The sequence below is a fragment of the Mucilaginibacter sp. GW821-FHT07G05 genome (assembly GCF_059418565.1).
Genome location: NZ_JBWKQC010000008.1, coordinates 265,257 through 290,823, shown reverse-complemented (window position 1 = coordinate 290,823; position 25,567 = coordinate 265,257). Strand labels below are relative to the sequence as shown.

19 protein-coding genes are annotated in these 25,567 nt (G+C 45.4%); 13 read left to right on the top strand and 6 right to left on the bottom strand.

Annotated features, from left to right (window positions below; translation table 11 throughout):
- Window positions 1-392: 392 nt before the first annotated feature.
- The gene (locus AC07NA_RS20260) at window positions 393-857 is read right to left on the bottom strand and encodes a DUF4920 domain-containing protein (protein ID WP_494899324.1); all 465 of its coding nucleotides are present in this window, start codon (window positions 855-857) and stop codon (window positions 393-395) included.
- A 183-nt stretch (window positions 858-1,040) separates the two neighbouring features.
- On the opposite strand from AC07NA_RS20260, the gene aspS reads away from it, so the two are divergent.
- From aspS to AC07NA_RS20235, 5 genes are all read left to right on the top strand, one after another.
- The gene (gene aspS, locus AC07NA_RS20255) at window positions 1,041-2,786 is read left to right on the top strand and encodes an aspartate--tRNA ligase (RefSeq protein WP_494899323.1); all 1,746 of its coding nucleotides are present in this window, start codon (window positions 1,041-1,043) and stop codon (window positions 2,784-2,786) included.
- Between the two features lie 131 nt (window positions 2,787-2,917).
- On the top strand, window positions 2,918-3,400 hold the full coding sequence (locus tag AC07NA_RS20250; protein WP_494899322.1) for an FKBP-type peptidyl-prolyl cis-trans isomerase: 483 nt from the start codon (window positions 2,918-2,920) through the stop codon (window positions 3,398-3,400).
- A 69-nt stretch (window positions 3,401-3,469) separates the two neighbouring features.
- Window positions 3,470-4,771 (top strand): amidohydrolase, encoded by a 1,302-nt coding sequence (locus AC07NA_RS20245; RefSeq protein WP_494899321.1) that lies wholly within the window; start codon window positions 3,470-3,472, stop codon window positions 4,769-4,771.
- A gap of 466 nt (window positions 4,772-5,237) precedes the next feature.
- Window positions 5,238-6,029 carry a hypothetical protein gene (locus AC07NA_RS20240; protein ID WP_494899320.1) on the top strand — a complete coding sequence of 264 codons (792 nt, stop codon included), beginning with the start codon at window positions 5,238-5,240 and terminating at the stop codon, window positions 6,027-6,029.
- On the top strand, window positions 6,029-6,694 hold the full coding sequence (locus tag AC07NA_RS20235) for a hypothetical protein (protein ID WP_494899319.1): 666 nt from the start codon (window positions 6,029-6,031) through the stop codon (window positions 6,692-6,694). The genes AC07NA_RS20240 and AC07NA_RS20235 overlap by 1 nt, the downstream gene beginning before the upstream one ends.
- A 69-nt stretch (window positions 6,695-6,763) precedes the next feature.
- Here AC07NA_RS20235 and AC07NA_RS20230 read toward each other — a convergent pair whose 3' ends face one another.
- The gene (locus AC07NA_RS20230; protein WP_494899318.1) at window positions 6,764-8,281 is read right to left on the bottom strand and encodes a serine hydrolase; all 1,518 of its coding nucleotides are present in this window, start codon (window positions 8,279-8,281) and stop codon (window positions 6,764-6,766) included.
- Window positions 8,282-8,383: 102 nt separating this feature from the next.
- Here AC07NA_RS20230 and AC07NA_RS20225 point away from each other — a divergent pair, with 102 nt between their 5' ends.
- Window positions 8,384-10,561: a S9 family peptidase gene (locus AC07NA_RS20225; RefSeq protein ID WP_494899317.1), complete on the top strand. Its 2,178-nt coding sequence runs from the start codon at window positions 8,384-8,386 to the stop codon at window positions 10,559-10,561.
- 664 nt (window positions 10,562-11,225) lie between these two features.
- Here the strand turns inward: AC07NA_RS20225 and AC07NA_RS20220 are convergent.
- The 4 genes from AC07NA_RS20220 to AC07NA_RS20205 are packed head-to-tail and all read right to left on the bottom strand — an operon-like array spanning window position 11,226 to window position 15,570.
- Window positions 11,226-12,305 (bottom strand): glutaminyl-peptide cyclotransferase, encoded by a 1,080-nt coding sequence (locus AC07NA_RS20220; RefSeq protein ID WP_345211667.1) that lies wholly within the window; start codon window positions 12,303-12,305, stop codon window positions 11,226-11,228.
- A 4-nt stretch (window positions 12,306-12,309) separates the two neighbouring features.
- On the bottom strand, window positions 12,310-12,678 hold the full coding sequence (locus tag AC07NA_RS20215; protein WP_494899316.1) for a YraN family protein: 369 nt from the start codon (window positions 12,676-12,678) through the stop codon (window positions 12,310-12,312).
- On the bottom strand, window positions 12,678-14,651 hold the full coding sequence (gene dnaG, locus AC07NA_RS20210) for a DNA primase (protein WP_494899315.1): 1,974 nt from the start codon (window positions 14,649-14,651) through the stop codon (window positions 12,678-12,680). The genes AC07NA_RS20215 and dnaG overlap by 1 nt, the downstream gene beginning before the upstream one ends.
- A 52-nt stretch (window positions 14,652-14,703) precedes the next feature.
- The gene (locus AC07NA_RS20205; protein WP_494899314.1) at window positions 14,704-15,570 is read right to left on the bottom strand and encodes a DMT family transporter; all 867 of its coding nucleotides are present in this window, start codon (window positions 15,568-15,570) and stop codon (window positions 14,704-14,706) included.
- A gap of 147 nt (window positions 15,571-15,717) precedes the next feature.
- Between AC07NA_RS20205 and AC07NA_RS20200 the strand changes: the two genes are divergently transcribed.
- The 7 genes from AC07NA_RS20200 to AC07NA_RS20170 all read left to right on the top strand — a co-directional run bounded on the left by AC07NA_RS20200 (window position 15,718) and on the right by AC07NA_RS20170 (window position 25,544).
- A complete protein-coding gene (locus AC07NA_RS20200; RefSeq protein ID WP_494899313.1) occupies window positions 15,718-16,209 on the top strand; it encodes a DUF6252 domain-containing protein in 492 nt (163 codons plus the stop codon).
- Between the two features lie 33 nt (window positions 16,210-16,242).
- Complete coding sequence (gene asnS, locus AC07NA_RS20195; RefSeq protein WP_345211662.1) at window positions 16,243-17,679, top strand: asparagine--tRNA ligase; 1,437 nt, start codon at window positions 16,243-16,245, stop codon at window positions 17,677-17,679.
- 318 nt (window positions 17,680-17,997) lie between these two features.
- Complete coding sequence (locus AC07NA_RS20190) at window positions 17,998-19,785, top strand: glycoside hydrolase family 15 protein (protein ID WP_345211661.1); 1,788 nt, start codon at window positions 17,998-18,000, stop codon at window positions 19,783-19,785.
- 348 nt (window positions 19,786-20,133) lie between these two features.
- On the top strand, window positions 20,134-20,604 hold the full coding sequence (locus AC07NA_RS20185; protein ID WP_494899312.1) for a nuclear transport factor 2 family protein: 471 nt from the start codon (window positions 20,134-20,136) through the stop codon (window positions 20,602-20,604).
- 482 nt (window positions 20,605-21,086) lie between these two features.
- Window positions 21,087-23,558: a TonB-dependent receptor gene (locus AC07NA_RS20180; RefSeq protein WP_494899311.1), complete on the top strand. Its 2,472-nt coding sequence runs from the start codon at window positions 21,087-21,089 to the stop codon at window positions 23,556-23,558.
- Between the two features lie 108 nt (window positions 23,559-23,666).
- On the top strand, window positions 23,667-24,290 hold the full coding sequence (gene pnuC / locus AC07NA_RS20175; protein WP_494899310.1) for a nicotinamide riboside transporter PnuC: 624 nt from the start codon (window positions 23,667-23,669) through the stop codon (window positions 24,288-24,290).
- A 162-nt stretch (window positions 24,291-24,452) separates the two neighbouring features.
- Window positions 24,453-25,544: an acyl-CoA dehydrogenase family protein gene (locus AC07NA_RS20170; protein WP_494899309.1), complete on the top strand. Its 1,092-nt coding sequence runs from the start codon at window positions 24,453-24,455 to the stop codon at window positions 25,542-25,544.
- The last annotated feature ends 23 nt before the right edge of the window (window positions 25,545-25,567 follow it).

The following is a 25,567-nucleotide window of genomic DNA, read 5'->3' as shown; positions in this document are numbered from 1 at the left end:
CCCCTTGGATCCCCCATTTCAACAATAGTAATTAGCCTTAAAAGATATTAATAAGACCAAAGGCAGGGCAATGGCCTTGTGCGGCAAAGAAGCCTTTTGCTGGACAAGCCTTTTTGTTTTTTTGTGGCGACAAAAGTAATAGCCGCTGCGGCAATGAGCAGACCAACGTTAATCATAGCATAAGCACAGCCTACGTAGAGATTACTTCGTATCTACCTATAACGTATCAAAAACTGTTATTCTGAACGTTTAAAGAATCTTCTTCGCTATGCTTATCTGCGATAGATGCTTCGTTCCTCAGCATGACAGTGGATGGAGGGTGTGAGCCATCGTCATGTTACCTTCAAAGTGCAAAAAGAATTAAACTTGCAGCAATGACAAGTATCCCGCTTTTATTGATAAACCATCAAACCCTTCACCTCAAAACTAATCCGCGGAAGTTCTTTACTCTGCGTTTTGTAGGTGGTGGTATCCCCGGCAAAATGCTGCTCATCATCGGCGATAAAGTTCTTTTTGGCTACACCATCGATGATGACCACGCGATCTTTTATGTTGAGGGGCAAATTGATGCCGCCGCGAGAAAAATGCGCGGTAATTATTTCGCCGTTCCCTGCATCCAGTTCAAACCAGCCGCCTTTGGCTTTGGTCACCTTAATTACCTTGCCCTTAATGGCGGTGGTAATACGCGTTTTCTTACCCATAAATTCCCGCAGTTTTGGGGCATCCATCATCACAGCGGTATCAGGCTGTGTGCCGTATACCATACCATGCGGCAGCGCAGCGTTCTGTGCATGAGCGGTATAAGCAAAGCAAAATAGCAAAAACGATAGTATGAGAGAGGCGCGGCTAAGTTTCATGCTTTATATAACAACAAGTTGTAAACATGGTTTTAACGGGTTGCAAATCACAACCTTTTGGCTTTCACCCTTAAGCTTTCATCTTTCACCCCTTCTTCTCTTTTAAGCTTTCATCTTTCCGCTTTAAGCTTTCTCCTTTCCACCTAAAAAATGTACTTTTGCGAACTTTTATAAAAACTTGATATGCTACGAACACATACCTGCGGCGAATTAAATATCAGCCATTTAGGCCAATCCGTTACTTTATGCGGATGGGTACAAAAATCGCGCGACCTTGGGGGCACTACCTTTATTGATGTGCGCGACCGTTACGGTTTAACCCAACTGGTATTAAATACCGATACCGATGCATCACTGCGCGAAAAGGGCCGTGAGCTTGGGCGTGAGTTTGTTATAAAGGTGAGCGGCAAGGTACTTGAGCGCTCAAACAAAAACCTGAAGATCTCTACCGGCGAAGTTGAAATTGCCGTGCATGAACTGGAAATATTGAACGCGGCCAAAATTCCGCCGTTTTTGATTGAAGATGAAACAGACGGTGGCGAAGAACTTCGCGCTAAATACCGTTATCTCGATCTTCGTCGTAACCCTATCCGTAATAATTTGGTTTTACGCCATAAAATGGGTCAGGAAGTGCGCAAGTATCTTGATGCCCTGAACTTCATCGAGGTAGAAACCCCGGTATTGATCAAATCAACCCCCGAAGGCGCGCGCGATTTTGTGGTGCCAAGCCGCATGAATGCCGGTGAATTTTACGCCCTGCCGCAATCTCCGCAAACCTTTAAGCAATTGCTGATGGTGAGCGGGTTCGACCGTTATTTCCAGATAGTGAAATGCTTCAGGGATGAGGATCTGCGTGCCGATCGTCAGCCGGAGTTTACGCAGATCGACTGTGAACTTTCGTTTATTACGCAAGAAGATATCCTGAATATTTTTGAGGGTTTAACCCGTCACCTGTTCAACACTGTAAAAGGTATCGAGCTGGGCGATTTCCCTCGTATGCAATACGCTGATGCCATGCGTTTATACGGATCGGATAAACCGGATGTGCGTTTCGGGATGCCGTTTGTTGAACTGAACAATGTTGTTAAAGGCAAAAACTTCAGCATTTTTGACAATGCCGAACTGGTGGTAGGTATTAACGCTAAAGGCTGTGCCGAATACACCCGCAAGCAAATTGACGAACTTACCGAGTGGCTTAAACGCCCGCAAATTGGCGCAACCGGTTTAATATATTGCCGTTACAATACCGATGGCACTTTAAAATCATCAGTAGATAAATTTTACAACGAAGACGAACTAACCACCTGGGCTGCCACTTTTGAGGCAGAACCGGGCGATTTGATACTGATACTTGCCGGCCAAACCGACAAGGTGCGTAAGCAATTGAACGAGTTGCGTCTGGAAATTGGCGGCCGTTTAGGTTTACGTAATAAAGATACTTTCGCGCCGCTGTGGGTGGTTGATTTCCCGCTGCTGGAGTGGGATGAGGAAAGCGGCCGTTACCATGCCATGCACCATCCGTTCACTTCACCTAAGCCGGAGGATATCGCGATGTTGGATACCGATCCGGGTAATGTGCGTGCCAATGCTTACGATCTGGTGATCAACGGCACCGAAATTGGCGGTGGTTCTATCCGTATCCACGAAAAGGGTTTGCAATCGTTAATGTTCAAACACCTGGGCTTTTCGCCTGAAGAGGCGCAAAAACAATTCGGCTTCCTGCTGGATGCCTTTGAGTATGGCGCTCCTCCGCATGGTGGTATCGCTTTCGGTTTCGACAGGTTATGCTCTATCTTCGCCGGACTGGATTCTATCCGAGACGTGATCGCTTTCCCTAAGAACAATTCGGGCCGCGATGTAATGATCGATTCACCGTCAACCATTTCTGACGCGCAATTGAAAGAATTAAGCATCAATACTACTGTTTAGTAATCAGTATTATACATATAAGGGAAGCCGCAAAGCTTCCTTTTTTTATGTTTGGCTGTAGCACTTTGCCTTGCATCAACGTTATCCTTATTATTGATACTTTTGCAATTAATTAACTGACATATAAAAAAATGAAAAAATACCTTTTAGTACTTCTTGTTGCTATCGCTTCATTATCAGCCTGTAAAAAAGATAAAAGCAGCTCTGCTAATCCCAATCAACCTGCAATAGATGATGCTACGATACAGGCTTATATAAAAACCTATAACGATACTACCAAAGCGGCTAAAATAAATGCCACCAAAGATGATAATGGCATTTATTACCAGGTAATTACTCAAGGCGCAGGTGGCAACCCAACTTCATCATCAACCGTTAGCGTAAATTATTCGGGCAAATTATTAAATGGCACTATATTCGACAAGGGTACCGGTTATACATCTCCATTATCAGCACTAATAAAAGGATGGCAGATTGGTATTCCTTACGTTAAAGCAGGTGGCCGTATTTTATTGCTTATACCTTCAGGGTTGGCGTATGGAAGCAGCGGAAGTGGAAAAATACCTGCAAATTCACCATTGTCATTTACTATCGACCTTTTAAGCTATAAATAATAGCTGATCAATAAATACATGTGCGGTATGTTTTACCTAAACTATTTATATTTAGGCAAAACATACCGCATGAAAAAGCTGCCTTTCCTTCTCTTTTCACTCTTCTCTCTTTCGGCATTAGCGCAAACCGATGCTATACGAACTTCAATAGCTAAAAAAGCCGATGCCTTGCAACCCAAACTGGTAGCCTGGCGCCGCGACTTTCACGAACATCCCGAATTAGGTAACCGCGAAACACGAACCTCCGCCATTATTGCCAAACATCTCGAAAGTTTGGGTATAGAGGTAAAAACTGGCGTGGCTACAACCGGTGTGGTTGGTATTTTAAAAGGCGGCAAACCGGGACCAGTGGTGGCCTTACGTGCCGATATGGATGGCTTGCCGGTTACCGAACGGGTTAATATACCCTTCGCATCAAAAGTTACTACACAATATAATGGACAGGATGTTGGCGTAATGCATGCCTGCGGGCACGATTCGCACATGGCCATACTGATGGGCGTGGCCGAAATACTCTCTGCCATGAAGAAAGACCTGCATGGCACCGTGAAATTTATATTTCAACCGGCCGAAGAAGGCACGCCGCGAGGTGAGAAAGGCGGAGCCGAAGAGATGGTAAAACAGAGCGTTTTAGAGAATCCCAAGGTTGATGTGATATTCGGCTTGCACATTAATTCGGCTATTGAGGTGGGTAAAATCACCTACCGCCCGGGCGGGACAATGGCTGGTGTAAGCGATATGCAGATCATTGTAAAAGGTAAATCATCGCATGGAGCATATCCGTGGCAAAGTATCGATCCGATAGTGGTATCGGCTCAAATTATCAATAACCTGCAAACCGTTGTAAGCCGTAATGTAGATGTTACCGAAAACCCTGCCGTGGTAACCGTGGGCGTAATCAAGGGCGGAACACGCTTCAATATCATTCCCGAAAATGTAGAGATGCTGGGCACGCTGCGCTATTTTACCGCAGGCGACGAAAAACTGGTGACCGAAAACGTGAGGCGCATAGCCATCAAAACAGCCGAAGCGCAGGGCGCGACTGCCGAAGTGAAAATACCTTTCAGTAACCATTACCCCGTAACATTTAACGATATAGCCCTTACCGCTAAAATGCTGCCTACCCTGCAAGCCACCGCCGGAAAAGAGAATGTAATGCTAAGGCCGCCTGTAACCGGCGCCGAAGATTTTAGCTTTTTCCAGGAGAAAGTACCCGGCCTATTCTTCTTTTTAGGTGGAATGCCCAAAGGCACGAACCCTGCAATAGCCCCATCGCACCACACTCCCGATTTTTACCTCGACGAAAGCGGCTTCGGCCTCGGTGTAAAAGCCCTGTGTAATTTAACGCTGGATTATATGGCTGGGAAATGAGGTTTTTCAGGTTTGGGATTTGAGGTTCGGGGTTTCAGTGACATTCATTCATGGCCTGTCACCCTGAGCTTGTCGAAGGGTGCGTGGGCGAAGGCCTCTGCGCGCGATCCTTCGACAAGCTCAGGATGACCCAATGCAAGTAAGCACATCCCTGCCATTCCCAATTAAACCTGATAGTAACGCATACCGGCCATGCGCCCAATGCCTGCAGGCGTATGAGTGAATAGCAGGGCTGCCGGAACCAACGGAGTACAGGCACTGATTTTCAAGTAAGCTTTAGTCGGTATAAACATATTAAAATTGTATAACCGTGGTAAATATTGCTGATAAAAGCTATTTTTAGCGAACGGATGCGCATCCGTTATGTTCCTGAACCATATCATATTGTTGCCTTATGTTGAGATCATTTTTCCTGCTAATTGTGTGTTGCTGCTGTTGCAGTGCATTTGCTCAAAAGCCCGATTTAGTGAAAACCGCCGATGCTATACAAAAAGAGGGCGAAGCGCTTTACCGCAGCGAATGGGCATCGTGGTACGGTACCGATATTTTTACCGCGCAGTGTGCTGACAAGGCCGGCAAGCAGGCGGGCTATCTATCGTACGATAATGGCAAGGGGCTGGTAAACGTATTCTACTCTAAAGATGCCGAACCTGTTGTTTTGGCTACCACTACGTTTGATTACAGTTACGACCCTAAACAGAATTATAAGCTCGACACTACCCGCAGGGCGCTTACCAAAAGTGAAAAGGAGCTTTATATTTTGCGTGCCGCGGCCATGAAAACCATAAATACCGATACCGTTTTTAAGTTTTACAATAATGCCAGTTTAAACCCTGTACCCTTTATTTACAATGGTATTAAAAAGGTTTATGTGTTAACCGGTCCGCATGTGAGCGGGGTGGTGCTTTTTGGTAATGATTACCTGATCAATTTTAACAAGAAAGATGAGGTAAGCGGCGTCACTAAATTACACAACAGCATTATCGTAGCTGACTACGGCAGCAAAACAGACAGCAGTAAAGCTATTTTAGGAGTGGTGCACTCGCATATAAAAGGTAAAGATGAGTTTATGACAGTAACGGATGTTTGCACCTTGCTGCTTTACCAGCGCTTTACTACCTGGAAAACATGTTCGGTAATATCAGAGAAATATGTATCGACCTGGGATTGCCTTAACAGCAAGCTCAGCATACTTACCCATGAAGAGTGGGAAAAAACTGATAAATTGAGACAGGCGCTTGAAACTTCAAAAAACTAATGATGGCAACTGAATTTTTAACCTTTAAAAAATTTAACGACGAAGCTTTGGCCGGGCAATTAACCGAAGTGTTGAAGCAAAATAGCATTGAATTTATTGTTGAGGTTGATGAATTGAGCTTTGATCCGTCGTTTAAGTTTAACAGCGAATTAGCTAAAGAGTACCTGGTTAAAATTGCCCCTGCCGATTTTACAAAGGCCGAGCAAGCTGTTAACAAGACCGAGGCTTTATACGTGAACGAAGTGGAGCCCGATCATTACTTATTTGGTTTTACCGATGAAGAACTAACAGACGTGATTGCGAAAAATGATGAATGGAGCAATTTTGATCAGCAACTTGCCCGTAAAATTTTAGCAGACCGTGGCTTTGATGTAAGTGAGGCCGTATTGACAGAGCTTACTAATAAACGCTTAGCCGAACTAAGTAAACCCGCGCCATCACAAAGAGGCCTGGTAATAGTAGGTTATATAACAGCTGCGCTTGGCGGGGCAATAGGTATTTTTATAGGCTGGTATTTAGCCAATCATAAACGCACCCTGCCCAATGGCAGCAGTGTATATGCCTACAGTGCCGCCGACCGAAAAAACGGCAGCCAGATATTTTATTTAGGCATTGTTGTTTTTGTGATAGTGATGATAATAAAAATCATTTATGGGGCCGATTAAAATCATCAGTCCAACATGTGAACACTTTTATCTTGCCTCCTGAATCTTAACTCTCGCTTCTCCCCAAAACTACATCTTCTTAAACTCGTAAGCGCCTTCTTCCACAAAGTCGGCTACTTTAACCCGTACACCTGTTACTTTGCCATTTTGCACGTTGAAAGGGAATATGGCTTTGCCGAAAACAGGGTCGCTGAAGGTGACGTAGAAACGGTTGCCGCCTAATGGTTGCAGCTTCGCGAACATTTTGGGGTGATGCTCAAAACGGATATTAAGGTCATTATTCTCACCTTTTTCTACAGTGAGGTTGCCGTATAATGGGTTATTGTATTTGCCTTCGTAGTTGTTGGTTGATAATGCCGGGCGCGGGTTGAGCAATACGCTGTCGCGGAGTTTTTTATCGGCTGCCAGTTCGGCTGCCTTGTAGGTTTTAAACTCGTTGAGCGATATGCCGCTGTAGTCGCGGTATGGCAGGTTCAGGTAAGCATCTATCACGTTCCAGTTAAGGGTTTCAATCAGGTTGTTTTGGTCGGTATTGGTTAAAATAACTATACCCAGGTTTTGATCGGGTACCAACGTTACCGACGATACAAAACCGCTCACCCCGCCGGTATGCCAAATTACCTTATGGCCATGATAGTTTTGTACTATCCAGCCGAGGCCATACAGCAGGAATTCGCCGTTCTCGTTTTCGCCAACAATATCCTGCGGTTGGCGGGTAGCCTGTATGGCCGCGTTAGGCAATACCTGTTTAGCGCCCACCTTGCCATTATTTAATAAAGCCATTACCCACTTACCCATGTCGCTCGCGGTTGAACTGATGGATCCCGCAGGCGCCATGTTGTCGATGTTAGCGTATGGTATGGCAATCAGCCTGCCATCGGCAATGGTATGCGGTACGGTACGGTTAATTGATTTGGGCATAGCCACGCTCAGGCCAAGGGTATTACCCATGCCCAGCGGGGCGAATATCTTTTCTTTCAGGTAGATGTCCCAGTTTTGGTCGGCCACTTTGGGTATGATCTCCCCGGCCGTTAAAAATGCCGAATTGGTATAGCCCCATTTGGTACGGAAGGGGTAAACAGCCTTCATCTGCCCCAGGCGGGTCATAATTTCGCTGCGGGTAAGGTTGCTGTTGTAAAAGGAAAAATCGCCCTGAAAGGTTTGAAAACCCAGGCGGTGGCAAAGCAGGTCGCGCACGGTAAGCAGTTCGGTAGCGGATTTGTTTTCCAGTTTAAAATCGGGCAAAAAACGGGTCACCTTATCATCCAGCGATAGCTTTTTATCTAAAAAAGCCATGGCCACTGCCGTTGCGGTAAAGGCTTTGGTGTTGCTGCCAATCATAAACAGGGTGTTTTCATCTACCTTGTTATTCAGCCCCATCTCCTTGATGCCATAGCCGCGCATCAGCACAATGCGGTTATCTTTCACAATAAAAACAGAGGCACCGGGGATGCGCCAGTTGGTGAGGGCGCGGGTAATATAAGTTTGCAAACTATCTGTAATAAACTTGTTGCGACCCGGGTTTTGTGCTTGTGTAGTGGCAAAAAGCATAAAAGAACAGGCGAACAGGATGAGTATTTTTTTCATTACAGATTTATTAAACAGGGTATAAAATGCTAATTTAACGCAAAAATTAAAGAGGCATTACTTCTTTATCAAATATTTCAATTCAATATTAAATACGTGTACATGAACATTAAAATTTATCGTTTGCCGGTTGTGGCACTGTTGTTTTTGCTTTCGTTGTTATCGCAAAATGTGCAGGCGCAATTTGGCAGAGGAACTAATTGGTTAAAAGACGGTTATCGCTACTACCGTTCGTTTGAGGGAGGCATTGCAGAGTTTGATGTGCGCGATGCCGATAAGAAAACCGTAATTGTAAGTAAGGAAGCATTAACCCCACAAGGTAAAAGCGCTATCAGCATCCGCAGGTTTACTATTACTGATGATGCAACCAAAATGCTGATCAATACCAATACCAAAAAGGTGTGGCGCTATGATACCCGGGGCGATTACTGGGTATATGATGTAACGGCCAAAACGCTTAAGCAAATTGGTAAAGATAAACCGTCGTCGTCATTAATGTTTGCCAAATTCTCTCCGGATGGCACCAAGGTGGCCTACGTGAGCGAGCACAATGTTTATGTGGAAGACCTGGCAACCGGCGCAACAAAAGCGCTGACTACCGATGGTTCATCAAGACTGATCAACGGTACGTTCGACTGGGCTTACGAGGAAGAGTTTGATTGCCGCGACGGCTTCCGCTGGTCGCCGGATAGCAAGAAAATAGCCTACTGGCAAATTGATGCCCGCAAAATTAAGAATTACCTGATGCTGAATACCACCGATAGCGGCGCGTATTCTTTCAATGTTCCGGTTGAATACCCTACTGCCGGTCAGGATCCAAGTTCATGCAAAATTGGTGTGGTTAGCGTTGATGGCGGCGCAACCCAATGGATTAATGTACCCGGCGATAACATACAGCATTACATTCCTCGTATGGAGTTCACTACCAACCCTAACGAGATCATTTTGCAGCAGCTAAACCGCGCGCAAAATGAATGCAAAATTTTCATCGGCAATGTATCAAACGGTACCACCCGCGGCATTTATAGCGAAACCGATAAAGCCTGGATTGATGCTAAAGGCGAAGCCATTGGCTGGGATTGGGTTAACAAAGGCAAGGAGTTCATCTGGTCGAGCGAGAAAGACGGCTGGAGACATCTTTACCGTATTAGCCGCGAAGGCAAGCAAACCCTGATCACTAAAGCGAACTATGATGTAATCAGCGTATCGCTTATTGATGAGCCGGGAGGTTTTATCTATTTCACGGCTTCGCCGGATAATGCTACGCAAGAATACCTGTACCGTGTTAAAATAAGCGGCGGTAAACCCGAGCGTATAACTCCGGCAGATCAACTGGGTTCGCACGATTATACGCTTTCGCCAAACGGTAAAATGGCTATTCATAATTTTTCAAATGCCAATACCGCTTACCAAAGTGAAACCATCAGTCTGCCCGATCATAAACACCTTACAGGCCAAACCATCGCGGTAGCTAAAGATGTAAAGAACCCTGTTGAGTTTTTTACAGTGAAAACGGTTGACGGTATTGATATTACCGGCTGGGTTAAAAAACCTAACAATTTCGACCCATCAAAAAAATACCCTGTTGTATTTTACGTGTACGGCGAACCGGCCTCACAAACTGCTGCTGATACTTATGGCGCAGGCATGAACCGCATGTACACCGGCAATATGGCCGATGACGGTTATGTTTATATCTCTGTGGATAACCGTGGCGCGCCTTTAGCCCGCGGCCGTGAATGGCGCAAGGCTATTTACCGCAACATTGGCGTTATCAACATCCGCGACCAGGCAATGGCTGCAAAAGAGATCCTGAAGTGGCCTTATATCGATAGCAGCCGTGTAGCCGTTTGGGGCTGGAGCGGTGGCGGTTCATCAACCCTTAACCTGCTATTCCAATTCCCTGAAATTTACAAAACAGGTATAGCCATAGCTGCCGTAGGTAACCAGTTAACGTACGATAACATTTACCAGGAACGCTACATGGGCGTACCAACCGACGACGAAGGCCGTTCATACTTTATAAAAGGGTCGCCCATCAGCAACGCTAAAAACCTTAAAGGTAACCTGCTGTACATACACGGTACCGGCGACGATAACGTGCACTACAACAATGCCGAGCAATTGATAAACGAGTTGGTTAAATACAACAAGCAGTTCCAGCTGATGTCGTACCCTAACCGTACGCACTCCATATCAGAAGGGCCGGGTACATCGTTGCACCTGCGCACGCTGTACACCCAATACTTAAAAGAACATTGCCCTCCGGGAGGCAGATAATGAGTTTAAAAAAAGTCCCTTTTCAATTTTTGAACAGGGACTTTTTTGTTAGTTGTGCTGTAAGAATTCCCCTCGGGACGGTAAGCTGAAAGCTTACGCCATGCACAAGTCACGAGTTACGCTCTGCTAAACTCGCGACAGCGTGGGGCTATTTTTAAAGTCCTCTCCTTTGGAGAGGATTTAGGTGAGGCCTCCTCCACGTCAGCAAACAGCTTCGGGCGAAAACGGGCAGAACTGTGGAGGCCAAGAGCGCAAAGGCGGGCATAGGAGCTTGTTGCATGAGGGCGGGGTTTGCGTATGGGGGCAAAAGTTCCAGCCCTAAGTTCTGCACGTTTTGCAGGGTGGGGGCTGTGCGGCAAAGAGGCCTTTTGCTGGACAAGCTTTTGTTACTTTTGAGCTCAAAAGTAATGGGGCCCTGCGCCCAAGAGCAGACTAACGTTAATTACAGCATTATCTTAACATAAAAAATACAGAACGTGACGAGATTGCTTCGTTCCTTGAGATGAGGTGTTAAAAAACTGTCATTCTGAACGTTTGAAGAATCTTCTTCAGTATGCTTATCTGCGATAGATGCTTCGTTCCTCAGCATGACAGTGGTTGTGAGCCATCGTCATTTTACCCTCAAAGTCCAAAAACAATTAAATTCTCGCTATGGCAAATTGCGCTACACTCCCTTCTTCACCAGCTTTATCTGGAACAACTTATCCCACTTTTTGCCGGTTACGAAGAGGCGTTTGCCTTTGGCGTCCCAGGCTATGCCGTTGAGTACGTCGGCTTCGAGGTTGCGTTTGTTTTGGGGGTACAGTTCGGTCAGATCGGCACGTTGCAGTACGGCACCGGTTTTGGGGTCAATCACCAGCAGGTCATTGGTGGTGTATACATTGGCGTATAGTTTGCCGTCGATATATTCCAGTTCGTTTACGTTATCAATTTGGTGTTCGTTATCATAAACGGCTATGCTGCCAATCTGGTGGTAATCGTTCTTATCTAACAGTAAAATAACGTTGCCGCTATCGGTATTGTAAATCTTTTCGCCATCAAAACATAAGCCCCAGCCTTCTTTACCGGCTGTGTAGCTGAAGGTTTTGAGCAGTTTAAAGGTTTTCAAATCGTACACATAACCAATCTTTTCGCGGTAAGTAAGCTGGATGATCTTATCGCCTATGATGGTGATGCCTTCGGCAAACACTTTCGGATCAACCAATACCTGCTGAACTACCTTACCGGTAGCCAGATCGGTTTTACGCAGACTCGATTGCCCAGTTACTTCTTCGTTAGGCGGAGGGGTTAAATAACCGCCATCGCTTTCATACAAAAAACCATCGTGGTATTCCAATCCCTCGGTGTATGAACTGGTATCGTGCGGAAATACTTTTTCTATCTTAAAAGTCAATTCTTCGGGCGCTTTGGCAGCCATCAGTACAATATTGGTAGAAGCCTCCAAACTGTTACCACCGGTAAACATACGCGCGGTAATTACCTTGGTGCCCAGCGGAATGGTATCGGTTTTAAGTGTTACGCCCAGTGTATCGGTACGGGTAGCGATCCGGGCAGAATCTAACAGGTATACTACCGAATCTATTTTGGCATCGGCCGGAAAGGTTACTTTGATATTTACGGGCGTGCCTGCATTATAGCTGGTACCTGCATCCGGACTAATACTCAGATCGGTTGTTTTTTTAGTGTCTCTACAGCTGCATGCAAATAACACAGCCGCGGCTAACAGTATATTTAGTTTCTTCATAAGTTTATTGGGCAGACGGCCAAAAGGCATCTTCAATATGCTTTAACGTATAAGTTGTATTTTTATTAAACAAGATAGCAATTATATCAAACCTCACCTCACCCTGGTGGTTCATAATATAAATGTACTCGTCGGCGGCGGTGGCAAGCAATTGCTGCTTGCGCTCGTTCACAAAATCTTCGGGCTCGCCAAAACCTGTGCCTGTGCGGGTTTTTACTTCGGCAAATATAATTGTACCGTTTTTATATGCAATAATATCAACCTCGGCTTTGCCATGGCACCAGTTTTCGTCGAGTATTTCGTAACCGAGGCTTTCGAGGTGCGCTTTTGCCAGTGCTTCGCCGCGGCGACCTAAATCGAGGTGAAGCGCCATTATTTAATAATAACTGAACCTAAATAATCGGAAATATGTTTTTCAACTTTTTTCATCCGCACATACTGGTTCAACAAAATCTCCTGATCGTGCTCGTTTTGGGTAACCTGTAGCTCATTGCGCAGGTTCTCCAGTATTTTACCAACCTTATGTTTTTTAAGGTGGAAGATAGCGCCCAGTATAGTCGCCTTCATGTTCGATTGCTCGTCGTTAACACCAATGCGGTGCATCTCGTACCAGTTTTCGCTCAAAATATACTTGGTAGCCAATGAAGTTACGGTAAGATCAACCACCTCTTTATCGGGATGATGTATGTAATGCTGATCTTCGGGCAGTACGCCATTCTCCACCTGCGCACGGTAATCTTCTACAAATATTTTGCAGGCAGCATTATCAAAGGCCACATCGCTCAACTCGGCAATCATAAACGGACCGATATAAGTATCGGCAATACCATCCCAATTGATCATGCGGCTGCCGTATAGTAACAACAGGCGGATAATTTCTTTCTCCTGATTATAATCTTCCTTAACTGCCTTTTGTTCGGCCTGCTGCGGCTCATCAAAAAACAGGTCGTCGGGCGGTGCATCCGGCGCGAAGCTGTTGCCGCCACCGTTGTTGCGATAATTACCTTGCTGATTATTTTGTTGCTGACCATCTTTTTTAGCTTTGGCCAGCTTCATTTTATTCAATTCGGAAAGCAGCGCACGCTCATCAATATGCATGATGTAACTGCACTCCTTTATAAATACCGATGCCTTGATAGAATCCGGGATCTTGGCGATACTTTCTACCACCTCTCGGATCACCTCGGCCCTCTTTATCGGGTCGTTACCGGCATCTTTCAGCAGGATATCGGTTTTATACAGGATGAAATCCTTACGATTTTCTGCTATATGAGTTTTAAAGGCATTGGTACCCACCTTACGCACGTACGAATCCGGGTCATCCCCGTTAGGGAACGATACCACCTTTACGTTGAGGCCTTCTTCCAATATCAGGTCGAGTCCGCGTAAGGATGCTTTTATCCCGGCCGCGTCGCCATCGTACAAAATGGTTATATTTTTGGTTAAGCGGCCAATAAGGCGAATCTGCTCTACCGTTAACGAGGTGCCTGATGAAGCCACCACATTTTCTATCCCTGCCTGATGCACTGATAGTACATCGGCATAACCTTCTACCAGGTAACAGTTATCCTCATCGCGAATGGCCTTCTTGGCAAAGAACAAACCATAAAGCACATTCGATTTATGGTAGATCTCCGATTCGGGCGAGTTAACGTACTTGGGTACGCTTTTATCACTTTTAAGGGTACGACCGCCAAAGGCGATCACCCTGCCAGTAAAACTATGTATCGGGAACATTACCCGGCCACGGTACCTGTCGTACAAAGTACCGTTATCGCGTTTTACCGAAAGCCCGCTTTCTACTAAAAATTCCTGCTGATAGCCCTCCTGTAAGGCACGCCCGGTGAAGGCTTCCCATTGATCGGGCGAGTAGCCCAGCTCAAACTTGCGCATGGTTTCGGCAGTAAAGCCGCGCTCCTTAAAGTAGCTTAGGCCAATGGCCTTGCCCTCGTCGGTATCCCACATGCTTTCCTGGAAGAATTTGGCAGCATAGCCCGACACGATCATCAAACTTTCGCGACGGTTCAGTTCTTCGAGGTTCTCCTTGGTTTCTACCGTTTCTTCTACCTCAATGCCGTATTTTTTGGCCAGCCATTTAAGCGCTTCGGGATAGGTGAACTTTTCGAGCTCCATTAAAAAGGTAACCGCCGAACCACCCTTGCCCGATGAAAAGCATTTAAAAATGCCCTTAGCCGGTGATACCGTGAACGATGGCGTACGCTCATTACTGAACGGCGACAGGCCTACGTAGTTGGCGCCGCGCTTTTTTAACTGCACAAAATCCCCTATCACCTCCGCAATATCGGTGGCTTCCATTATCTTGTCTACGGTGGATTTTGTGATCATAAGCGCTTACAAAGGTAGGGCAATTCATCCATTGCCATTAACATTGCATAAGTCAATTTACAATTTTATTTGATGATGAGGGCTTTAAAAATGTAATTGCTATGCCGCCAAGCACAATAACGCTGCCTATTATTTCGGTAAGGCCCAGCTTTTCGTGCAGCAGCCAAACCGCCAGTAAACCGGTAAACACCGTTTGGCTAAGCAGCGTAATAGATACGTTAGTTGACGGCAAATGTTTAATAGCGTAGTTAATGGTTAACCACCCCAATAACTGGCAAACCACGCCTGTGGCAACAAAATAAAACCAGGTAGCTGCCGAAAAAGCGACGAGGTTGTTCCCCTGAAAAAGATTAAAAATAAACAGCACAACAATAGAGCTTAGCATGCTGTAAAACATAAACGTAAGGGTATTAACCCTTTGCAGCACATTTTTGGTGAGCAATATATAACAGGCGTAAAAGAAACTGGCCAGTACTGCCAGCAGCACACCAATGTTAACCTGCAAGTGCATAATGTTTTGATAACCCACCAGTACTACCATACCCACTATGGCCACAGCTGTCCCCAACCAAAACAACCAGCCCGATCTTTTCTTTAAAATAATGAGGCTCAATAAGCCTACCCAAACCGGGGCCAGGTTGGCCAGCAAGGTTGATACCGTAGCGCTTATTTTGAGGATGGATATATTCCACACCGATATATCTGCCGCGAAGATGATACCGCTTAATATGGCTACGCCGATGTCTTTCCGGTCTATTTTCAACAGGCCTTTGTACAGGCAATAAGGCATCAAAAGCAGCCAGGCAAAAAACATGCGGTAAAAGGCGGAGGTAAGCGCCGGGGCATGGGCAAGCCTTACAAATATGGGGGAGAATGCGATGAACAATATCCCTAAAAATAAGCTTAGCCTTGGGTTCATTATTTAAAATATTAAAACGGACAACAAACTTATACAATCTGCCGGTATTAACAGGTATAGCTTATGTAAATTAGCGTTGTTAAATAATTGCAATTGGTTGTAGCGTTGGCGCATATCTACACGTAACTATTAAAAACACCAACCCCAATGAAAAAACCTGTTACCCTGCTATTACTTTTGGCTACGTTAGCTATTACTGCCTGTACTAAAGAAAAAGAAATAATTGACTGCTGCTTACCTCCCGGCGCTGAATTTTATTTGGCCGGCAAGCAAGGCGACTCTACCTGGTTTGGAAAGCCAACAGCTGTTTTTTATAATGATTCACTTAACGTGTACGCAGGCCATGGCGAACAACACATGAATATCCGCATTAAGTTTACCGGTAAAGGAAAATACAGCCTGAATAATACCAATGCCCTTTATTATGTTACCGTTGGACAAGATGTAATTGTTGCCAATTATTGGGCTGACAATACAGCCGATAACTGGATAACCGTTACCAATTACGATAAGGCCAATAACATTATAACAGGCGACTTTAATTTGAGCTTTGTACCGATGCGTACACCCATACAGGCTATGTACTCCTTTTATATAAATATTTCAAAAGGGAAATTCAGGGTAGCATTACCTAAATAATTGTATTTTTGCCGCTCGAATAATATAATTTATATGAGCCAGCGAATTAAAATTAAAGCGTTGTTGGAGAGCGATGAAACCAACATTGATGTAACAGTTAAAGGATGGGTACGCACCTTTCGTAATAATCAGTTTATTGCTTTAAATGATGGTTCAACCAATAATAACGTACAAATTGTTGTTGACTTTGAAAATACCGATGCCGCTTTATTAAAACGCATTACCACGGGCGCGGCTTTAAGCGTAACCGGTACGGTAGTGCCATCATTAGGTAAAGGCCAAAAAATTGATATAAAAGCCAAGGAAATTGAAGTACTGGGCGACAGCGACCCGGAGAAATACCCGCTGCAACCTAAAAAGCATAGTCTTGAGTTTTTACGCGAGATAGCGCACCTGCGTTTTCGTACCAATACTTTCGGCGCTATTTTCAGAGTGCGTAACAGCTTGTCTTTCGCTATTCACCAGTTTTTTCAGGATCGCGGTTTTGTGTACCTGCATACGCCGGTTATTACGGCTTCGGATGCCGAGGGCGCGGGCGAAACTTTTCACGTTACCAACTTTGATATTGCCAACCCGCCACGTACCGAAAGCGGCGAGGTTGATTACAAACAAGATTTCTTTGGCCGCGCTACCAACCTTACCGTATCCGGTCAGCTGGAAGGTGAGCTGGGCGCTATGGCATTGAGCGATATCTACACATTCGGACCAACCTTTCGTGCCGAAAACTCAAACACTACCCGCCACTTGGCCGAGTTTTGGATGATTGAGCCGGAAATGGCATTTGCCGATATTACCGACAACATGAACGTTGCCGAAGATTTGCTGAAATACGTGATCAGCTATGCGCTGGATAAAAACAAAGAGGATATTGAATTTCTAAGTCAGCGTTTGCAGGAAGAGGACAAGCAAAAGCCGCAGAACGAACGCCAGGAAATGACCTTGCTGGAGAAGCTGCAATTTTGTCTTGATAACAACTTTGAGCGCCTTACTTATACCGAGGCTATCGATATATTAAAGGAATCGACACCGAACAAAAAGAAGAAGTTCCAATACCCTGTTGAAGGCTGGGGAACCGATCTGCAATCGGAACATGAGCGTTACCTGGTAGAGAAACACTTTAAAAAACCGGTAATTTTAACCGACTACCCTAAAGAAATAAAATCGTTCTACATGCGCCAAAACGACGATGGTAAAACCGTTGCCGCTATGGATATCCTTTTCCCGGGCATAGGCGAAATTGTAGGCGGCTCGCAGCGTGAAGAACGCTTAGACAAACTGGAACAACGTATGGACGAGATAGGCATCCCGAAAGATGAGCTGTGGTGGTATTTGGATACCCGCAGGTTTGGCGCTTGTCCGCATGCCGGTTTTGGTTTGGGTTTTGAGCGTTTAGTGCTTTTCGTAACCGGCATGGGCAACATCCGCGATGTGATCCCTTTCCCAAGGTTCCCGAAAAACGCTGAATTTTAACCTTGATTTTTAGGATTTGATTGATTGGTGGGATTTATTTCTTTTTGGATTTCACAGATTATGATAGGGTGATTCCACCGATTTTTTGATTTTCAGACATCCGAAGTTTTAAAAACTTCGGATGTCTTATATAGTCTCTCTCCTATCCTCTAACTCAATCCTCAAAACACAACTCTGTGTCCTCCGCGTAAACCTCTGCTAACTCCGCGGTAAAAATTCGTTCCCTTGTGGTAAAACACACTAAATCACTTCCACCTAAAACAAAAAACACCTCCCATTTGATTTTATAAGCGGTAAGGCAATATGCTGCTACTGCTTATGGAAAAACACACCTATCAAACCGGTCTTATTGGCAATTGCGCTTTTTTGGCCCACGTACATAAAAACACTAATATCGCCTGGCTTTGCTGGCCTCGCTTCGATAGCACCTTCGTTTTCGGCAGCCTGCTGGATACCGAAAAAGGCGGCGAGTTCTCTATCCTCCCCGAAGGAGAATATACATCGCATCAGTACTATCTCGAAAATACTAATGTAATTTGCACCGAGATCACCTGCGAATCGGGCACGTACCGCATTACCGACTTTGCGCCCCGCTTTTACCAGTACGAGCGCTACTTTAAGCCGCTGATGCTGATCCGTAAAATTGAAGCGATTGAGGGCTTGCCACGCATCCGTGTAAAGTGCGAGCCGGTATGTGATTACGGCAGGCGTAAACAAAAAGCCAGACCGGGCAGCAACCACATTGATTACGCCGGCTGCGACGAAACCATGCGCCTTACCACCAACATACCGGTGAGTTATGTAATAGATGAACAATACTTTCAAATAAGCGAACCAAAATATTTGCTGCTGTCCTACGGCGATCCGCTGGAAGCGCCGCTGGTAAGTACCGCCGAACGCTTTTTACGAGCCACTACCGAGTACTGGCGCTTATGGATCAAGCATTCGGCCATTGCCGGGTATTTCCAAAAATATGTGATTCGCTCGGCCTTGGTTTTAAAAATTCACCAGTTTGAAGATACCGGGGCTATTATAGCCGCCAGTACCACCAGCCTGCCCGAATACGATAAAAGCGAGCGCAACTGGGATTACCGCTACTGTTGGCTGCGCGATACCTATTACGTGCTTACTTCGCTAAACCACATAGGTCACTTTGAGGAAATGGAACGCTATTTTGGCTATGTGGCCGATATATCTTTCTCAGATGGTGAAGATTTTCGTTATCAGCCGCTGTATGGCATTACCGGTAAAAAGGACTTGGTTGAGGTAATTATGGATCACCTCGATGGCTACCTTGGCAACAAGCCCGTACGTGTGGGCAACCAGGCTTACGAGCACATCCAGAATGATATTTACGGGCAGGTGCTGATATCGCTGCTGCCGTTGTATACCGATCACCGCTTTGTATTTACCGAGCGCAAAGATTCGGTACGGTGGATTGAATCGCTGTTGGGTAAAATTGAGCGCACCATTGATGAAAAAGATGCCGGGATATGGGAGTTCCGTAACATGGCTAACGTGCATTGTTATAGCAACCTGTTCCAGTGGGCGGGCTGTAATGCCGCTGCTAAAATGGCCTTAACCATAGGTAACCAGGAACTGGTAGACCGCGCCAATTCATTACGCGACCGTGCGGCAGCGCATATTGAAAGCTGTTACGATCCGGAACGGAAGGTATATACCAACGCGGCCAATAGTCCGCATTTGGATGCCAGTACCTTGCAGCTTATCATGATGAACTACCTCGACCCGGCATCACAAAAAGCGAAAGACCATTTGGCGGCGTTAGAAAAGGAATTAAAAACCCCGAATGGCCTGTTTTACCGCTATCTGCACGCCGATGATTTTGGCAAACCGAAAACTACGTTCCTTATATGTGCCTTTTGGTATGTAGAAGCCCTGGCCTGCGTAGGCCGTATGGATGATGCCATGCGCGAGTTTGAAAACCTCATGAAATATTGTAACCACCTGCTCCTCTTCAGCGAAGATGTTGACGAAGCAACCGGCAGCCAATGGGGTAACTTTCCGCAGGCATATAGTCACGTAGGGTTGATGAACGCAGCTTACCGTATTGCTATAAAATTGGATAGGCCGGTATTTTTGTAATCGCCGGTCTGCATTATACAACCTTGTCATGCTGAGGTACGAAGCATCTAATCGCCTGCTTGTATGGTGAAGAAGATCCTTCGCTACGCTCAGGATGACAGGTTTTTTTATGCCTTTTTTGTCATTTCGACCATAGGGAGAGATTTTCTTCGCTATGTAGGTCTGCTACCTACTTATGAGCAGAAGATTTTTCGCTATCAATCAAGAGAATAGTTTCTCCTCGTTCGGAATTACACCGTTTTCCAAAGTTTTTGTGAGGGAAGAAACGGGCGATCGCTCTATCACCAAACAAAAAAACAATACAAAGCAGCCAACAAAATGATATTGATCGTGGTTTATATGTACATCATGAAACGTTACACAACTATTTTATTACTGCTATTAGCCGGTACTTCAATTACAGCCAGCGCGCAATCAACCAAAAAAGCAGCTTCAAAATCATTATACAGCAAGATCATCGCATTAGATAAAGAAGTTTTTGATGCCTATAACAAATGTGATCTTGATAAATTTGAAGATTATTACGACAGCGATGTAGAGTTTTTTAACGACCGCACGGGCTACACCGAATCGCGCCACGACTTGATGAAATCTATGAAATCGGTATGCGAAAATGGCGGAATGATGCGCCAGCTGGTAAGTGCCAAGGTATATCAACTCGATTTTTATGGCGCCATGGAAATGGGCGAACACCGCTTTTACAAAATGGTAAACGGGAAAAAAGAACCACAAGGTTCGGCCAGTTTTATCACTATATGGAAACAGAAAGATGATAAATGGAAGATCACGAGGGTGATCAGCTACAATCATAAAGACTAACAAAAAATATTAACACCTGATTATCGAGAGCCAGGCGGGATATTCATTCCCGCCTTTTTTGTGCTTATTCCAACAATCTTTCTTCACTGTCTTTGTCCTAACTTTCCGTCTTACGACCTTTCTGACTTCCGGACTTTCGGTCTTTCGGACTTCCAGACTTACTCTCTTCCCCGACTTATTAAAAAAATTATATATTTGCGCTTATAATTCTCAAGGGGTGCCTTGCTTTGGTTGCAATAACGTACTGCAGAACGTTAATACCAAACTTAAAGACAGGCTGAGATCATACCCATTGTTTTGAGTTAAGAGTTACAGTTTTCAGTATCCGGTTAGTACATTATAACTCATACTGCATAAACGCCACTCGCAACCAAAACACGAACCTGATCCGGGTAATGCCGGCGTAGGGAGAGGTAACAAGTTAAGTGTACTGCGTATTGCCCTGATGCGGAGATGGTTTAACTAATTTTTATTATTAAAGATTGAAAAATTTATTTGCGGCGATATTCGCCCTGCTGCTGCCTGCTTTGGCATCGGCCCAGCTTTCCATATCCGGAAAGGTTACTAATCAAACCGGCGAAGTACTGCCCGGCGCTACCATTACTATTGCAAATCCTGCGCAAAGCAGCGTTGCCAATGCTGACGGAAAGTACAGTTTCAACAATTTAAACAAAGGCACTTACAATTTAACAGTAAGTTACATTGGTTATTTAGCCGTCAGTAAAACTATTACGCTGAACGCCGCCAGTCGTGTTGCTGATTTTACATTGACAAGCAGTTCGCTCACTACCGAAACCATTACTATTACGGCTACACGTGCAAGCAAAAACTCGCCTACGGCTTTTACCAACTTAAGCAAAAAAGACCTGGAGAAGAATAACCTTGGTCAGGATTTGCCTTACCTGCTTAACCAAACGCCGTCGGTAGTGGTATCGTCAGATGCCGGAACGGGCGTTGGCTATACGGGGATCCGCATCCGTGGGTCTGATGGTTCGCGCATTAACGTAACAGTAAATGGCATTCCGTATAATGATTCGGAAAGCCAGGGAGCTTTTTTTGTGGATGTTCCCGATCTGGCTTCGTCTGTAAACAATATACAGGTGCAGCGTGGTGTAGGTACCTCAACTAATGGTGCCGGTGCTTTTGGCGGTAGTATCAACATACAAACCGGCACCCGCCGCGATACCGCTTACGCCGAACTGAACAATACCATAGGCTCGTACAGTACGGTTAAAAACACGGTAAACGTAGGTACAGGCCTACTGGGCGATCATTTCACTTTCGACGGTCGTTTATCGCGCGTGCACTCTAACGGGTATATCGACAGGGCTTCATCAAATCTAAAATCGTACTTTTTAAGCGGCGCTTATTATGGCAAAACAGCTACTATCCGTGCAAACGTATTTACAGGTTACGAGCGTACCTACCAGGCCTGGAACGGCGTGCCCGACTATGTGATAGGCGATAATTCTATCCCGAACAACCGTCGTTACAATGAACTTGGATACATCTCCGAAAACAATTATTATAAAGACCAGGTAGATGATTATACACAGCATCACTACCAGTTGCTGTACGATCAGCGCATTACGCCCGAATTGACCTTTAGCGGAGCCTTGCACTATACCAAGGGCGCGGGTTATTATGAGGAGTACCGTAAAGATGACGACCTCCAAGGTACTTATAGCATAAAGCCGGTAATTGTTGGGGGCGATACCATCACCAGTACTAATTTGGCGCGTCGCCGTTGGTTAGATAATGATTTTTATGGCGTTACCTATTCCCTTAAATATAATCCCGGCAAGCTGAACCTTATTGTAGGCGGCGCTTACAACAAATACGATGGCGACCATTTTGGTAACGTGATCTACACGGAACAAAGCGCGGGCATCGGCCCCAACTATGAGTACTACCGCAACAATGCCAAAAAGAACGACTTTAACATTTTTGCCCGTGCCGAATACCAATGGGGCAAAGTATTACTATATGGCGATGTACAGTACCGCAATATATACTACAAAATTTACGGGCCCGAGAACAAGCAACAGTTTGTAAACGAACTGGCCAAATTCAATTTTGTTAATCCTAAAGCGGGTGTTACTTACCAGATTGATCAGCAAAACAACGTATACTTCTCTTTCGCGGTAGGTAACCGCGAGCCCAATCGTAATGATTATACCGACAGGCTGGCCGATCAGAACAAGCCAAAATCAGAAAATCTGAAAGATTTTGAGCTGGGTTACCGCACTACGCAGAGCAACTTTAGCGCGGGCATCAACGCTTATTATATGCTGTATAAAAATCAGTTGGTAATTACCGGTCAGCTAAATGATGTGGGTTCGCAGATCCGCAAAAACGTGGATGATAGTTACCGCGCAGGTATTGAGGTGGATGGCCGTGTAAAGATCACCAACCAGTTAAACTGGGCTGCCAATGCTACCATCAGCACCAATAAAATTAAAAACCTGAGCCAGGCTTTGAGCAATACTACTGAAGATTACGCCCCGCTACCGCCTGTGCCGCAGTTTTTCAGCAAAACCAATATCGCCTATTCGCCATCGTTTATCGGCGGCAGCGAAATTACGTTTGCACCGGTTAAACGCGGCAGCATCGCGTTCATCAGCAAGTATGTAAGCAAACAATATTTGGACAATACCTCGAACATTAACCCCGATGGCATTACCACTTCGCCGGATGTGGCCAATAATTCGTACGCGGTTAACCGTTTCCTGAAATCGTACTTTGTGAGCGATGTAAGGCTTAACTATAACTTCAGCGTAAGCGGTGTTAAAAACATAGGCCTTACCTTATTGGTTAATAATGTGTTCAGCAAAAAGTATGAGGCCAACGGCGCAACCTATCCGGGTGTAACCGCAGGTACGCTGTATAACTACAACTACTTTTTCCCGCAGGCCACACGCAATTTGCTGGCATCGGTTAGTTTAAGTTTCTAACATGTTAGAGTCAGGATACAAGAATTAAGAGACAAGACCCAAGCAATCTATGCTTCGTTATATCTTCTGATTCTTGTATCCTGATTCTTACCTCTTACATCTCACAAAATGCAATACTGGATAGATCTGTTTGTATCACAATTTAAAGAAACCACCTGGCTGCAATGGGTAGCTGTGGTGTTTGGCGTGGCCGAGGTATTGCTGGCGCGGGCTAATAAAATATGGCTTTACCCTGCCGGGTTAGTAGCCACCACCATATGGGTGTATTTACTGGTAGATGTGCAGCTTTTTGCCGAAGCCCTGCTGAACGTTTATTATATAGTGATGAGTGTTTATGGCTGGATATACTGGGTGCGCAAACGCGACCAGCCACCCATACCTGTAAGCTACAGTACCCGGAACGAATGGTATATTACACTGGCTATTGTGTTTGGCGGCTGGCTGGTGCTATACCTGGCGCTTAAGCACTTTACACCCTCAACCGTGCCGGTATGGGATGCCTGGGTATCATCAACCGCGTGGGCAGGTATGTGGCTGCTGGCCCGCCGCAAAATAGAGAACTGGATACTGCTTAATATAAGTAACCTGTTTGCGGTACCACTGCTGTTCCATAAGCAATTACCGCTGTTCGCCATGTTAACTATTATACTGTTTGTGGTAGCTATTTTTGGTTACTTTGATTGGAAAAGATCGGAGAGAGAAGCAGGAATTAAGATGCAAGAATCAAGATAGGAGGCTGAAGCTAACCTTTCTTAATTTACTTTCCTTCTTGTCTCTTGACTCTATACTTAAAAAAGAATCAGGAATTAAGATGCAAGAATCAGGGCAGAGGTCTGAAGCTGATCTTTCCTAATTTCTTTCTTGTCTCCTGACTCCATACTCTTTATTCTAAAAATGACGCATCCCTCAACATACTTAAAACCCGAATGGGTAAAAACCATCCGCGACGCGGTGCCTGTTGCCGAAAAGGCTGGCAAATTACAGCCCGATCAGCTGGCGCTTATTTATGAGCAGCAATGGTTTAAGTTTTTAGTCCCGAAGGCTTATTCGGGCTTGCAACTGGCATTGCCCGAACAGGTAAGACTGGAAGAAGCGCTAAGCTGGGCCAGCGGCAGTTTGGGTTGGGTGGTTACCTTGTGCAGCGGAGCAGGTTGGTTCGGTGGTTTTTTAGGGGCGGATGTCGCTGCCGAAATATTCAACAACCCGCAGCTTTGTTTGGCAGGCAGCGGCGCGGCAACCGGTACAGCTACAATTACCGATGGCGGCTACATCATTAACGGCAGCTGGATGTATGCCAGCGGCGCGCATCATGCCACACACTTAACGGCCAATTGCACAATTTATCAAGACGATGAACCTGTGTTAAATAGTGATGGCACTCCGCTGGTATTACCGTTTATTTTCGACAGGGCCGATGTTAGCCTTTTCTCCGCCTGGAAATATGTAGGCATGATGGCGACCGGAAGCGATGGCTATGAGGTAAAAAATCTGTTTGTAAAGCAGGACCGTTGTTTTAAGATAGATCCTGATTTTTCCGTGATTGATGACCCGCTTTACCGGTACCCTTTTCTGCAACTGGCAGAAGCTACCTTGGCCGCTAATCTGTCCGGATTGGCAGTACATTTTACCGACCTGTGCGGGCCCATATTTGAAGAAAGGGCAAGTCGCGAAAAAACGACAGAAGTGCAAAAAGCATTATTAAAGGAATTACTGCAACAAACCATAAGTAATTTAGAGCAATGTCGTTCGGCATTTTATGAAGCGCTTGATGCCTCCTGGCAAACTATCAGCAATAATATTTTAACCGAAGCCGAATTGCAACAGGTAAGCACAAGCAGCAGAAAATTGGCCAAAGCCGCCCGCGAAAGCGTGAACAGTTTGTATACCTATTGCGGACTGAAAGCAGCTAATCCGGATACGGAGATCAACCAGGTTTGGCGTGATATGCACACCGCCGGGCAGCACTCTTTGTTAACGTTTAGTTGATATGCCTTTCGGCAGATAATGCT

Bases quoted from the DNA above. Each gene is read 5' to 3' on its own strand.
- AC07NA_RS20230 (WP_494899318.1), bottom strand. From the start codon at position 8,281: ATGAAAAAAATACTCATCCTGTTCGCCTGTTCTTTTATGCTTTTTGCC.
- pnuC (WP_494899310.1), top strand. From the start codon at position 23,667: ATGCAATACTGGATAGATCTGTTTGTATCACAATTTAAAGAAACCACC.
- dnaG (WP_494899315.1), bottom strand. From the start codon at position 14,651: ATGATCACAAAATCCACCGTAGACAAGATAATGGAAGCCACCGATATT.
- AC07NA_RS20215 (WP_494899316.1), bottom strand. From the start codon at position 12,678: ATGGCGCTTCACCTCGATTTAGGTCGCCGCGGCGAAGCACTGGCAAAA.
- AC07NA_RS20250 (WP_494899322.1), top strand. From the start codon at position 2,918: ATGAAAAAATACCTTTTAGTACTTCTTGTTGCTATCGCTTCATTATCA.
- AC07NA_RS20245 (WP_494899321.1), top strand. From the start codon at position 3,470: ATGAAAAAGCTGCCTTTCCTTCTCTTTTCACTCTTCTCTCTTTCGGCA.
- AC07NA_RS20220 (WP_345211667.1), bottom strand. From the start codon at position 12,305: ATGAAGAAACTAAATATACTGTTAGCCGCGGCTGTGTTATTTGCATGC.
- AC07NA_RS20205 (WP_494899314.1), bottom strand. From the start codon at position 15,570: ATGAACCCAAGGCTAAGCTTATTTTTAGGGATATTGTTCATCGCATTC.
- AC07NA_RS20225 (WP_494899317.1), top strand. From the start codon at position 8,384: ATGAACATTAAAATTTATCGTTTGCCGGTTGTGGCACTGTTGTTTTTG.
- AC07NA_RS20170 (WP_494899309.1), top strand. From the start codon at position 24,453: ATGACGCATCCCTCAACATACTTAAAACCCGAATGGGTAAAAACCATC.
- AC07NA_RS20190 (WP_345211661.1), top strand. From the start codon at position 17,998: ATGGAAAAACACACCTATCAAACCGGTCTTATTGGCAATTGCGCTTTT.
- asnS (WP_345211662.1), top strand. From the start codon at position 16,243: ATGAGCCAGCGAATTAAAATTAAAGCGTTGTTGGAGAGCGATGAAACC.
- AC07NA_RS20235 (WP_494899319.1), top strand. From the start codon at position 6,029: ATGATGGCAACTGAATTTTTAACCTTTAAAAAATTTAACGACGAAGCT.
- AC07NA_RS20260 (WP_494899324.1), bottom strand. From the start codon at position 857: ATGAAACTTAGCCGCGCCTCTCTCATACTATCGTTTTTGCTATTTTGC.
- AC07NA_RS20185 (WP_494899312.1), top strand. From the start codon at position 20,134: ATGAAACGTTACACAACTATTTTATTACTGCTATTAGCCGGTACTTCA.
- aspS (WP_494899323.1), top strand. From the start codon at position 1,041: ATGCTACGAACACATACCTGCGGCGAATTAAATATCAGCCATTTAGGC.
- AC07NA_RS20200 (WP_494899313.1), top strand. From the start codon at position 15,718: ATGAAAAAACCTGTTACCCTGCTATTACTTTTGGCTACGTTAGCTATT.